The sequence below is a fragment of the Methanoculleus sp. genome (assembly GCF_036677455.1).
Lineage (GTDB): Archaea > Halobacteriota > Methanomicrobia > Methanomicrobiales > Methanoculleaceae > Methanoculleus.
In genome coordinates this window covers 37,911-49,503 of record NZ_JAVBWL010000005.1, presented here as the reverse complement: position 1 = coordinate 49,503, position 11,593 = coordinate 37,911, and the positions used below count along the sequence as shown (strand labels likewise).

At 65.4% G+C, this 11,593-nt stretch carries 11 protein-coding genes; 8 read left to right on the top strand and 3 right to left on the bottom strand.

Annotated elements, in window-relative coordinates:
- The first annotated feature begins 51 nt into the window (after positions 1-51).
- From V6K60_RS01345 to V6K60_RS01335, 3 genes are all read left to right on the top strand, one after another.
- On the top strand, positions 52-567 hold the full coding sequence (locus tag V6K60_RS01345; protein ID WP_332448712.1) for a DJ-1/PfpI/YhbO family deglycase/protease: 516 nt from the start codon (positions 52-54) through the stop codon (positions 565-567).
- Positions 561-1,271 carry a dolichyl-phosphate beta-glucosyltransferase gene (locus V6K60_RS01340; RefSeq protein WP_332448711.1) on the top strand — a complete coding sequence of 237 codons (711 nt, stop codon included), beginning with the start codon at positions 561-563 and terminating at the stop codon, positions 1,269-1,271. The genes V6K60_RS01345 and V6K60_RS01340 overlap by 7 nt, the downstream gene beginning before the upstream one ends.
- An 80-nt stretch (positions 1,272-1,351) precedes the next feature.
- Positions 1,352-2,308: an HD domain-containing protein gene (locus tag V6K60_RS01335; RefSeq protein ID WP_332448710.1), complete on the top strand. Its 957-nt coding sequence runs from the start codon at positions 1,352-1,354 to the stop codon at positions 2,306-2,308.
- 180 nt (positions 2,309-2,488) lie between these two features.
- Here V6K60_RS01335 and V6K60_RS01330 read toward each other — a convergent pair whose 3' ends face one another.
- Positions 2,489-2,638 (bottom strand): YHS domain-containing protein, encoded by a 150-nt coding sequence (locus V6K60_RS01330; protein ID WP_332448709.1) that lies wholly within the window; start codon positions 2,636-2,638, stop codon positions 2,489-2,491.
- Between the two features lie 5 nt (positions 2,639-2,643).
- Positions 2,644-5,094, bottom strand: a complete 2,451-nt coding sequence (locus V6K60_RS01325; protein ID WP_332448708.1) for a heavy metal translocating P-type ATPase — start codon at positions 5,092-5,094, stop codon at positions 2,644-2,646.
- Positions 5,095-5,262: 168 nt separating this feature from the next.
- On the opposite strand from V6K60_RS01325, the gene V6K60_RS01320 reads away from it, so the two are divergent.
- Both V6K60_RS01320 and V6K60_RS01315 read left to right on the top strand, forming a co-directional pair.
- A complete protein-coding gene (locus V6K60_RS01320; protein ID WP_332448707.1) occupies positions 5,263-6,195 on the top strand; it encodes a HEAT repeat domain-containing protein in 933 nt (310 codons plus the stop codon).
- A gap of 85 nt (positions 6,196-6,280) precedes the next feature.
- Positions 6,281-7,198, top strand: a complete 918-nt coding sequence (locus V6K60_RS01315) for a HEAT repeat domain-containing protein (RefSeq protein ID WP_332448706.1) — start codon at positions 6,281-6,283, stop codon at positions 7,196-7,198.
- Positions 7,199-7,253: 55 nt separating this feature from the next.
- Here V6K60_RS01315 and hisD read toward each other — a convergent pair whose 3' ends face one another.
- Positions 7,254-8,504 carry a histidinol dehydrogenase gene (gene hisD / locus V6K60_RS01310; protein WP_332448705.1) on the bottom strand — a complete coding sequence of 417 codons (1,251 nt, stop codon included), beginning with the start codon at positions 8,502-8,504 and terminating at the stop codon, positions 7,254-7,256.
- A gap of 186 nt (positions 8,505-8,690) precedes the next feature.
- Here hisD and V6K60_RS01305 point away from each other — a divergent pair, with 186 nt between their 5' ends.
- The 3 genes from V6K60_RS01305 to V6K60_RS01295 all read left to right on the top strand — a co-directional run bounded on the left by V6K60_RS01305 (position 8,691) and on the right by V6K60_RS01295 (position 11,592).
- Entirely contained in the window at positions 8,691-9,638 is a 948-nt protein-coding gene (locus V6K60_RS01305; protein ID WP_332448704.1) for a substrate-binding domain-containing protein, read from the top strand.
- A 212-nt stretch (positions 9,639-9,850) separates the two neighbouring features.
- On the top strand, positions 9,851-10,822 hold the full coding sequence (locus tag V6K60_RS01300) for a substrate-binding domain-containing protein (RefSeq protein WP_332448703.1): 972 nt from the start codon (positions 9,851-9,853) through the stop codon (positions 10,820-10,822).
- Between the two features lie 74 nt (positions 10,823-10,896).
- A complete protein-coding gene (locus V6K60_RS01295; protein WP_332448702.1) occupies positions 10,897-11,592 on the top strand; it encodes an ABC transporter permease in 696 nt (231 codons plus the stop codon).
- Position 11,593: the final 1 nt, after the last annotated feature.

Genomic DNA, 11,593 nt, shown 5'->3' with positions numbered 1-11,593 from the left:
TCCACAAAACCATCAATACGCTTATGAACCAACATCTGGTAGGAAACCCGCATGAGACTCTTGCTTGCCATTGCACCGGAACAGTTCAGGGATGAAGAACTGGGGACCCCGAAGAGGGCCTTTGAGGAGGCCGGCATCGACGTCGATATCGCCTCGACGATCGTCGGCACGTGCACCGGGATGCTCGGGGCCACCGCAGAGGCGGTGATGACGTTTGACGACGTGGACCCCGATGCCTACGCCGGGATCGTGATTGTGGGCGGCGCCGGATCCCAGGACTACCTCTGGGGGAACGGGCGGCTCCAGGCCCTCGTCAGGTCGTTCTTCGAGCAGGGCAAGGTCGTCGCCGCCATCTGCCTCGCGCCGGTCGTGCTGGCCCGGGCGGGCATCCTTGCGGGCCGGCAGACCACGGTCTACCAGAGCCCGGCGGCCATCGCTGAGATGAAGAAGGCCGGCGCAAACCTCCTTCCAATCCCGGTCGTCGCGGATATGCAGATCGTGACCGCGAACGGCCCTCATGCGGCCGCACAGTTCGCCGACACCATCATATCGAAGTTCGAATGCTGAACGAGACCGACGGCGGGGTGAGCCGGACGGACTGCACCCTGGTGATCCCTGCCTACAACGAGGAGCGGCGGATCCGGTCGCTCCTCGAGGACATCTCCGGCTTTGCCGGCCCCCTGATCTTTGTCTGCGACGGGACCGACGCCACCCCCGCTATCATCGATGCGTTCGCGGCCGATCACCCGTCGCATACCATCCGGTGCCTGACCTTCCCGCACCGCCTCGGCAAAGGAGGGGGGGTCGTCGAGGGCATGAAGGCCGCCGAGACGCGCTACATCGGCTACATGGATGCCGACGGTTCGACGTCCGTTGCCGAGATGGAGCGCCTCTTTGACCGCCTCGCTATCGTGGACGGCGCCATCGGCTCGCGCTGGGTTCCCGGCTCGGTCCTCCCCGTGCGGCAGGGGTTCCGGCGGAGGGTCGAGAGCCGTCTCTTCAACCTCCTGGTCCGGCTGCTCTTCGGGCTCGATTACCGGGACACCCAGTGCGGCGCGAAGGCCTTCCGGCGGGAGGCGCTCGACGCGGTCCTCCCGTCCATCCGGTCGACCGGGTTCGAGTTCGACGTCGAACTCCTCTGGCGGCTGCAGCGGTGCGGCTGCCGGGTGGAGGAGGTCCCGATCACCTGGGAGAACCGGGAGGAGTCGAAGGTGGCGACGACGGACGCAAAGGCGATGCTCTCCGGGATGATCCGGCTCCGGTTCGGGTAGTTCGCCTCCCCCTGCTTCTCCCGAAACAAACCGCCGGGTTTTAAGCCTCTCAACGTGGATGGAATTCTTACGGTGATCCGGTGTTCGAGAAGACTGTCTTTATGGAGGGGATCAGCGGGGGAGTGCAGGTCGACGCACCGTTTGTGGTGGATGCTGCGGAGTTGCGGGAGAAGCGGGACGGCAAGTACATCCTCCTCACCATCTCCGATAAGACCGGCCGGGGGCCCTGCAAGGTCTGGGGAACGTCCAACCACGACGTGAAGCAGGTCGAGGCGTTCTGCCACAACATCCGGGTCGGCGAGGTCTACCGGATCCAGGGATACGCGAAGGAGTTCAACGGCACCTGCGAGGTGAACGTGAACGACGGGATCGCCCACCTGGCAGACCCGATCCGGGGCGACCTCATCGAGCCCTCCTGGTTTGTCTACGCACCTGCCGACAGCGACGGCGTCAGGCGAGGGCTCGGGCGTATGGCCGCCGGGATCGAGGATCCCGGCATAGCCTCCCTCGTCTCGCGGGTCATGAACGACGCCCCGGGATTCTTTGAAGCGCCCGCGGCCAAACGCCGGCACCACGCCTATACCGGCGGCCTCGCGGAGCACACCCTCGAGACCGCGGAGATTGCGGCGAACCTCGCCGGGACCGTCTGCCGGGCGGAGATGGACACCGACGTGCTCCTTGCCGGGGCACTCCTCCACGACATCGGGAAGGCGTCCTGTTTCTGCCGCCAGGGCTTCTCGTTCGTCGCGCTCCCGGATTACACGCTCGTCGGGCATACGGCGATCGGGGCCGCGACCCTTCTCCGGCACGCAGGAGGTGTCGACGCCTCCCGGTTCAGCCACATCCTCCACATCGTGATGTCGCACCACGGCCCGCAGCACGGCGAGGTCCAGCCCCGGACCCCGGAGGCCTGGGCGGTCCACTTCGCCGACAACGCGAGCGCCACGCTGCGGAGCGTCTGCGACGACGTTGCCGGCCTCAGCCCGGGAGAGGAGCGGCAGGGGGCACGGACGCGGCAGATGGTCTACCGGTTCTGACCATCTCGTATCTTTTACACGGGCGGACAGAAACTGGTTGAAGGACAGCGAGGCATACCTATAAACCGCGGGCTGCTATATCAAAAAGCATCCGCTAATCAACGCGATTTACAAATATCCTATTATCCTTTGAGTATATGGGGCTTCCGGTCCGGCAACCGGAGCGCCCGTCAAAAGAGGTTACGCCCCCTTCAGGTAGGCCTCGGGGTCCCGGTCGAAGAGCTTCTTGCACCCCGGGGCGCAGAAGTAGTAGGTCTTCCCCTTGTACTCGGACTTTAACTTCGCGGTCGCCTCATCGACGTCCATCTTGCATACCGGATCAACTGCCATCTGCATCAAACCTCCGATAGCATCCCTCTCTTCGCCGGGGGTATATATGTCTTGAGCAGCAGCGAGAGCGAGACGACCGTCACCGACGAGAGCGCCATCGCGAGTCCCGCAAGTTCCGGCCGGAAGAGTATCCCGGTGGAGGGGTAGAGCACGCCTGCGGCGAGAGGGACGAGGGCCGCGTTGTAGGCGAACGCCCAGAAGAGGTTCTGCTTGATCCGGGTCATCACCTTCCGGGAGAGCTGTACCGCCCCGACGGCGTCGATGAGGTCGTCCCGGACGAGGACGATATCCCCGCTCTCGATGGCGACGTCGGTCCCGCTCCCGATCGCGATCCCGACGTCCGCCTGCGCGAGCGCCGGGGCGTCGTTGATCCCGTCGCCCACGAACGCCACAACCTCGCCCCGCTCCTGGAGCGCCCGGACCTCCTCGGCCTTCTCCTGCGGCAGCACCCCGGCGTGGACGTCCTCGATCCCGACCTCACGCGCGATGGCCCTCGCCGTCCGCTCGTTGTCGCCGGTGATCATCGCAACCGTAAGCCCCATCCGTTTGAGGTCCGCGATGGCGAGCCTCGTCGTCGGTTTCAGGGTATCGGCGATGGCGATGATGCCGGCGAGTCTCCCCGCCACGGCGACCAGGACCGCGGTCTTCCCCACGTCCTGGAAGGCGGTCACCCGCATCTCCGCATTCGGCGGTATGGTGATACCGTGCTCGAGAAGGAAGGGCTGGTTCCCGATCAGGACCTCCTCCCCCTCCACCACGGCGCTCACCCCCCTCCCGCCGAAGGTGGTGAACCGCTCCGACTCAGGGACCGCGACGGACGCGCTCTGTGCCCGCCGGACGACCGCCTCCGCGAGCGGGTGTTCTGAGTTCCGCTCGACCGCCGCCGCGACCGAGAGGAGCCGGTCCTCAGGCATCCCGAACGCTACGATATCGGTGACGTCCGGTTTCCCCCGGGTGAGCGTCCCGGTCTTGTCGAAGACGATCGCGGTCAGTTTCTCGGAGACCTCGAGCGCCTCGCCGTTCCGGATCAGCACCCCGAGTTCGGCGCCCCTCCCGATCCCGACGGTCACGGCGGTCGGGGTGGCAAGGCCGAGCGCACAGGGGCAGGCGACGACCAGGATCGAGATCAGGACCGTGAGCGAGAAGAGGAGCGTGGCGTCCAGGGCCACGTACCAGATGAGGAAAGCGACGACCGCGATCACCAGGATGGTCGGGATGAAGTAGGAGACCGCGACATCAGCGATCCGCTCCACCGGGGGCCGTGAGCCCTGGGCGTCCCGGACGAGCCGGATGATCTGCGAGAGGACCGTATCCTTCCCGATCTTCTCGGCCCGGACCCGGAGGACCCCGTTCACGTTCAGAGTGCCGCCGACGACCTCGTCGCCCTCCTGCTTGTCGGCCGGTATGGGCTCGCCGGTGATCATCGACTCGTCCACCGAGCTCTCGCCGCCGACGACCACCCCGTCGACCGGCACCTTCTCCCCCGGTCGGACCAGGAGGATCTCCCCGACGACGACGTCCTCGACCGGGACCTCGATCTCCCGGCCGTCCCGGATCACCGTTGCGGTCCTGGGCCGCAGGCCGATCAGGCTCCTGATCGCCTCAGACGTCCTCCCCTTTGCCCGGGCCTCGAGGTAGCGGCCGAGCGTCAGGAACGCCGCAAGCATCACCGCGGTCTCGTAGAAGTTGAACTCCGGGGTGAGGACGACCTCAAACGTCCCGAGCACGCTCGCGGCGTAGGCGACACCGATGCCCATCGCGTACATGACGTCCATCGTCAGCGCCCGGTTCCGGAGCGCCGCGGCAGCCGCCTTGAAGATGGGGGCGCTGACGTAGACGAAGACCGGCAGGGTGATGATGAGCATGACGAGGTTGATCGAGACCGGGAGAGCGTCCGCCCCCGGCATACCGAGGAGCATGTAGAAGAAGAGCGGGATACTGACCGCAAATCCTATGATAATCCGCCGGAACTTGTCCCGGAGGTCTTTCTCGCGCATCTCCTCCTCGATGTCCTCGGAGATCTCTTCCTCGAGCCCCAGGTACTGGTAACCGGCATCCTCGACGGCGGCCCGGATGTCGGATATCGTGACAAGGGCCGGGTTGTAGACGATGCGCACGTTCTCGGTTGCGAGGTTGACCCGGGCTTCGTAGACGCCGTCGAGGTCGGTGAGCGAGGCTTCGATCACCTGGGCGCAGGAGGCGCAGACCATCCCGCCGACCCTGACGGTGACCTCGTTTCGGACGACCTCGTAGCCGGCGTCGACAACCGTTTCTTCCAGGTCTGCGAGGGTGGCCTTCGTCGGGTCATACTCGACGGTGACCGTCTCGGTTGCGAGGTTGACCCGGGCCTCGTAGACGTCTCCGCGGTCCTGGAGGGCGCGTTCGACGTTGAGGGCGCAGGAAGCGCAGTGCATCCCGGTGATCTTCAGTTCCGCCTTTCGTCTCTCCTCCGGCATGCTACTCACCTCGCTTTTGACGAATAAATACCTGTACCCCGTTCCGGCCGCCTTCAGAGAACCACTTGCAGGAGGACCCGGGGCAATCTCCCGGCATCGGCCGATTTTTATGCACAATATTATTATATTAATGATTGGTTACTACCGTCCCATCCAGAGGTGATTGAGATGCAGAGAAGGGATCTTCCGATGGGAGAGAAGCGGTATGATGTTGAGCATATGCGATCGAGGCAGGATATCGACGGCCTGACCGAAGCGCTCCAGACCGGCGACCCGGACGACCGCCGGAACGCCGCCCTCGCTCTCGGCGCGCTCGGAGAATGGAGGGCGGTGGACCCCCTTATCCGGGCGCTCGCCGACCCGGTGCAGGGCGTCAGGGAGAGTGCGGCGAACGCGCTCGTGATGGTCGGGACCCCGGCGGTCGATCCGCTGGTTGATCTCCTGGAGCGGCCGGATGTTGCGACGGTCTACGGGATACCGCGAGAGTCGGCCGACCAGGGCCTCACCCAGGTCGACCTGCTTGGCGGGCCCGAAGGCATCCCGCCTGAAAAGAGGAGGCTCCGGCACCAGGACGGGATCACCCAGCACGATCTGTTCGGGGGTCCAGAGGATGCCAGGGAGGCAGGGGGCGGGATAGCCCGCGATAAGGAGGAGGGACTCGCCCAGCACGATGCGTTCGGCGGTCCGGAGGATATCAGACGGGCGGGAGCAGGGGTGTCTCGCGACACGGAGCAGGAGATCACCCAGCATGACCTCCTTGGCGGCCCGGAGGATGTCGGGACGAGAAAGAGCCTCCGGCACCGGGAGCTTGCGCAGCACGACCTCCTCGGGGGCCCGGAGGATGCCCTGGAGCACAGGAATCTCTTCCCCGGCGCAAGGAGGGCCGGTGTCACCACGGAGGGCGTTCTCCCTGATCGGGGGATGCGCCGGGCCTACGCCGCCGTCATCCTCGGCGAGATCGCCGATCCGCGGGCGGAGGGCCCCCTCGACCGGGCGCTCTCCGATGCCGATCCCGCCGTCCGGAGGTCGGCCGAGGACGGGATGGCACGGTTCCGCGCGAGGCGGGGTGTGGTGACATCTGTCCCGCCGGCATCCCGCTGATGCCGGAGACACCCCCATTTTTCAAGCCCCGGAGAAGGTTATTATATCGGGGTGGCAGTATACGCCGGATCCGGAGGCGAAAAGATTGGCAGAAGAGAGTCGGTTCAACATCGATAACCTGCGGGCGGAGAAAGATCTTGACGGCCTGGTCGAGGCGCTGGGAAGCGATGACGGCCTGACCCGCCAGCGGGCCGCCCTGGCCCTGGGGGATCTCGGCGGAGGACAGGCGGTCGCCCCGCTCATCCGGGCGCTCGGCGACCCGCTGACGGCGGTGCGGGAAGCCGCGGCGGACTCGCTCACCCTGCTCGGGGATGCGGCGGTCGGGCCGCTGGTCGAGCTCATCAAGGACCCGGAGGCGTCGAGGAAGTACGAGGATTCGCCAGCCGCCGGGGGTACGACGACCGTAACCGGCCCCGGAGGCCAGACCTGGGAACTCGAGACCAGGAGTGACCTCCGGCGGGTCTATGCGTCGGCCATCCTCGGCGAGATCGGGGATCCTGCCGCGGTCGAGCCGCTTGCCCGGGCACTCAAGGATGCAAACGACGACCTCCGGTGCCAGGCATCGGGAGCCATAGCGAAGTTCGGGAGCAGGGCGGTCGAGCCGCTCACGGGGCTGCTCACCGACCCCGACCCGGAGGTCCGTATCGTCGCGGCCGGCGTCCTCGGGGATACCGGTGATCCGGGTGCCGTGGACCCGCTCATCGGAGCACTCCGTGACGGGAACACCGATGTCCGGGGGGCGGCAGGGGGCGCCCTCTTCCGGATGGGCGATGCCGCGGTCGAGCCCCTCGTCGCGGCGACGAAGGACGCCGACCGGAACGTCAGGCTCTACGCGGCGGGAGCACTCAAGTACATCGGCAACCCGCGGGCGATCGATGCGTTGCAGGAACTCGCCCGGAGCGGGGATACGGAGGAGAAGAGCGTCGCGGAGGACGCGATCGAGGCGATCCGGATGGTCAGCGGGAAGGCCGCGCCGGAACCTTCGGCGCCGACTTCCCGATAAATTTTTTCAGGGGATCCCTGGCGGGAACCTCCCCGGTCGTAGCGAAAAATGCTATTTATCCCCTTCTCCGCACCCGCACCGACTCCGCGTGGGCGTGGAGCCCCTCCGCGTCGGCGATCGTCTCCACCACGTCGCCGATGGCCTCGAGCCCCTCCCGGGTGATCACCTGGACCGTCGAGCGCCGGCAGAAGTGGTTCACGTCGAGCCCGGAGTAGAGGCTGGCATAGCCTGCCGTCGGGAGGACGTGGTTCGTCCCCGATGCGTAGTCGCCGCAGGCCACCGCCGCGTAGGGGCCGACGAAGATCGACCCGGCGCTCCGGATCCGGTTGAGGACGGAGAGCGGGTCGGCCACCTGGACCGAGAGGTGCTCGGGGGCGATGCCGTCGACCATCGCCACCCCCTCGTCGAGGTCGCGGACGATGATGTAGCCGGAGTGGTCAAGCGCTTTCTCCACGATCTCCCGGCGCTTCGCCTCCCCGGCCATCCGTTTCACCTCGGCCCCGACACGGTCGGCGATGCTCGCGTCGGTCGTCACAAGGACACAGGCGGCGTTCGGGTCGTGCTCGGCCTGGGCCAGGATGTCGGCCGCGACGAACGTCGGGTTCGCCGTGTTGTCCGCGAGGATCGCGATCTCACTCGGGCCCGCGGGGAAGTCGATCTCGGCCTCGTCGCGCAGAAGCATCTTCGCCACTGTGACGTAGACGTTCCCCGGGCCGACGATCTTCTCGACCCGCGGGACCGTCTCGGTCCCGAGCGCCATCGCCGCGATCGCCTGGGCGCCGCCGACCCGGTAGACCTCGTCAACCCCGGCGATGTCGAGCGCCACGAGGGTGATGGGGTTGATTGGCGGCGGGGTGCAGCAGCAGATCTCAGCGACCCCCGCGACCTTCGCCGGGACCGTGCACATCAGCGCCGTCGAAGGGTATGCCGCCCGTCCGCCGGGGACGTAGGCACCGATGCGGGATAAGGGGGTCGTCTTGACGCCGAGAGTGATCCCGGGCTCCACCTCCTGCAGCCAGAGGTCGCGCCCGCGCTGCAGCTCATGAAACCGGCTGATCCGGGCCTCCGCCTCGATAAGGCTCTCGACCAGCCGTGCGTCCACCTCTTCGTAGGCCGCCTCCCGCTCCTCGTCGGTGACGGCGATCTCCTCGAGGTCGATCTTATCAAACTTCTTTGTCAGGTCGAGCAGGGCCGCGTCGCCCTCCGCCCGCACCCTCCCGATGATCCCGGAGACCGGTTCCTTCACCCGGTCGAGGTCCGACCGCCGTCCCGCGATCCAGGTCTCGATATCCAGCGCCTGCCACATGAGGAACAGAGTCGGCGGATAGAAGCGTTAAGGTTTCGCCATCCTTCTACGGTGGAGAGCATTCTCACGCCTCCGATGGGAATGCCTCTTCGCCGGATAGCAGGTGTGTAAAAGAGGTTGATATTTTTAATTTTGTAATTATTATAAAAACAGTTAAATATAAATCCTGACTGATTGCGCCCCCGTATGAGATCGAGATCGTGGGTGCCCCTGGTGGGCATCATGGTAGTGCTACTTTTTGCATGTGCCGTCTCCGTTACTGCACAGGAGGCAGCAGATCCGGGTGTACTCCGGATAGCAACGACGACGAGCCTGTACGATACGGGACTTCTTGACGAACTTGAAATGATGTACGAGAACACCTCCAACGTGGACGTCCAGATCACCGCCCAGGGCACCGGGCAGTCGCTTGACACCGCCCGCCGCGGCGACGTCGACCTGGTGCTCGTCCACTCGCCGGCACAGGAGCAGCAGTTCATCGACGAAGGCTACGGCATCAACCCGCGGTGCTTCGCCTACAACAGCTTCATCATCGTCGGGCCCGCGTCCGATCCGGCGGGGATCGCGAACATGAGTCCTGAGGATGCGTTCAAGACGATCTATCTCGCCGGCACGAACAACACCCCCGGCGTGGCGTTCGCCTCCCGCGGCGACAACTCCGGCACGCACACCCGCGAGCAGCAGATCTGGGCGGCAGCCGGCTACAACTACACGCAGGACATCCAGGATTCGGGGAACTGGTATCTCGAGACCGGGAGCGGCATGGGCGAGACCCTGACCGTCGCCAACCAGAAGAACGCCTACACACTCTCCGATATCGGGACCTACCTCGCCTTCAAGAGCCAGTTGAGCCTTGTCGAACTGGTGACGACGGGCGACCAGCTCCTGAACCGCTACAGCGCAATCGCGGTCAACCCTGACAAGGCGCCGGGCGTCAACATCGATGAGGCCAACAGGTTCATCGACTGGATCACCTCAAACGAGACCAAGGCATTCATCGGGAACTTCGGTGTCGAGGAGTTCGGTCAGCCGCTCTTCACCCCGCTCTACCCGCCCGAATGCACCGAACCGCCGTTCAACTGCACCACCTGTTCGGGAGGGGCGAACGCGACGACCGGAAACGCGACGGCGTGAATCGGGACCGTTTGTATCGTGCTACAGTGGTCCGGGGTGTGAGATCCCCGCTTCCTGCCTGAAGACAGAGGCAGGTGGCGGAGACACCGCCTCCGTATCGGTGTATGCGGCAGTTCGGCACGGGGATTGCTCCCCTGAGGACGATAGGCATACAGTTGACATCTGGCCACCGTTAACTATTTAGCATCGGTCGAACATCCTGACGCGTTGCTATGAGAACGAATGCAACTCTTCTGACGGCAGGCATCATCGCGATCCTGCTCATCCTCGCTCTCGGTGCGGGATGCACGAGTTCTGCGCCGGGCGGAAACGGGACCCCGGCGGCCGGGGCGACGACCGCTCCCGCTGCCGGGGCGAACATCCTCCGGATAGCCACCACGACGAGCCTTGAGAACACCGGGCTGCTCGCGGAGCTCGAACGGGTCTACGAGAACGAGACCGGGATGGATCTCCAGTTCATCGCCCAGGGCACCGGGCAGTCGATCGACTCCGGCAGACGCGGCGACGTCGACCTGGTCCTCGTCCACGCCCCGGCGCTCGAGCAGCAGTTCGTCGACGACGGCTTCGGCATCGACCCGCGGTGCATCGCCTACAACTACTTCATCATCGTCGGCCCCGAGTCCGATCCGGCGGGGATCGCGAACATGACCCCGGTCGAGGCCTTCCGGACGATCTATCTCGCCGGCACGAACAACACCCCCGGTGTCGCCTTCGTCTCCCGCGGCGACAACTCCGGGACCCACAACCAGGAGAAGGTCCTCTGGGAGCAGGCCGGCTATAACTACACCACCGAGATCCTGGACTCCGGGGCCTGGTACGTCGAGGCCGGCAAGGGCATGGGCGACACCCTGATCCTTGCAAACGAGCAGCAGGCCTATACGCTCTCCGATGAGGGGACCTTCCTCTCGTTCGCGGACCGGCTCACCCTGGTGCCGGTCATCGCCGAGGGTGCGGAACTCCTCAACCGCTACAGTGCGATTGCCGTCAACCCCACCCAGCACCCCGGCGTGAACGCACAGGGGGCAGCGGACTTCATCAACTGGCTCACCACGAACGAGACGAAGGCGATGATCGGGGAGTTCGGCGCCGCGGAGTTCGGTAAACCGCTCTTTACGCCGCTCTACCCGCCCGAGTGCACCGAACCGCCGTTCAACTGCACCTGCACCGGAAACGTGACAGGATAGGGATGCATCGAAGAGGGACGGGAATTGAACGAGGGGATCGGCAGGGGGATAGGCAATCCGGAGGGTGAAGCCGCGTGGTGAACGGGAACCCGATCATCGAGGGATTCATCGAGGCTATCAAGCTCATCGTCACCCTTAACCCCCAGGTTGTAGAGATCACCATCCGGTCGCTCTACGTCTCCCTCACCGCCACCTTCTTTGCCGCGCTGATCGCCCTGCCGCTCGGCGCGCTCATCTACTTCTACGAGTTCCGGGGGAAGCACGCGGTCGTCTCGACGCTACAGACACTCTATGCGCTCCCCACAGTCATCGTCGGCCTGATCATGTTCCTTCTCCTCTCCAACATCGGCCCCTTCGGGTTCCTCCGCCTCCTCTACACCCCCGGCGGCATGATCGTCACCCAGACGATCCTCATCATACCGCTCCTCATGGGGCTGACAGTCTCGGCGCTCTCCGGGATCGACCGGGACAAACGCTACACGATCACCGCCCTCGGCGCGAGCAGGCTCCAGACGATCACAACCATCATCGCGGAGGCCCGGTTCGCGGTCATGGCCGGCGTCCTCCTGGGCTTCGGGCGGGCTATCGCCGAGGTGGGGACGGTGATGATCGTCGGCGGGAACATCCGGGGCGCCACCCGTGTCCTCACCACGGCGATCGCGCTCAACACGTCGATGGCAAACTACTCCCTCTCGATCGCACTCGGGATTATCCTCCTTGCGGTGGCGCTCGGGGTAAACGTCGTCCTCTCCCTGGTGCAACGGCGGTGAT

What these genes read in the sequence shown, in the direction of transcription:
- V6K60_RS01345 (WP_332448712.1), top strand. Translation starts at nt 52, where the DNA reads ATGAGACTCTTGCTTGCCATTGCACCGGAACAGTTCAGGGATGAAGAA.
- V6K60_RS01340 (WP_332448711.1), top strand. Translation starts at nt 561, where the DNA reads ATGCTGAACGAGACCGACGGCGGGGTGAGCCGGACGGACTGCACCCTG.
- V6K60_RS01330 (WP_332448709.1), bottom strand. Translation starts at nt 2,638, where the DNA reads ATGGCAGTTGATCCGGTATGCAAGATGGACGTCGATGAGGCGACCGCG.
- V6K60_RS01325 (WP_332448708.1), bottom strand. Translation starts at nt 5,094, where the DNA reads ATGCCGGAGGAGAGACGAAAGGCGGAACTGAAGATCACCGGGATGCAC.
- V6K60_RS01320 (WP_332448707.1), top strand. Translation starts at nt 5,263, where the DNA reads ATGCAGAGAAGGGATCTTCCGATGGGAGAGAAGCGGTATGATGTTGAG.
- hisD (WP_332448705.1), bottom strand. Translation starts at nt 8,504, where the DNA reads ATGTGGCAGGCGCTGGATATCGAGACCTGGATCGCGGGACGGCGGTCG.
- V6K60_RS01305 (WP_332448704.1), top strand. Translation starts at nt 8,691, where the DNA reads ATGAGATCGAGATCGTGGGTGCCCCTGGTGGGCATCATGGTAGTGCTA.
- V6K60_RS01300 (WP_332448703.1), top strand. Translation starts at nt 9,851, where the DNA reads ATGAGAACGAATGCAACTCTTCTGACGGCAGGCATCATCGCGATCCTG.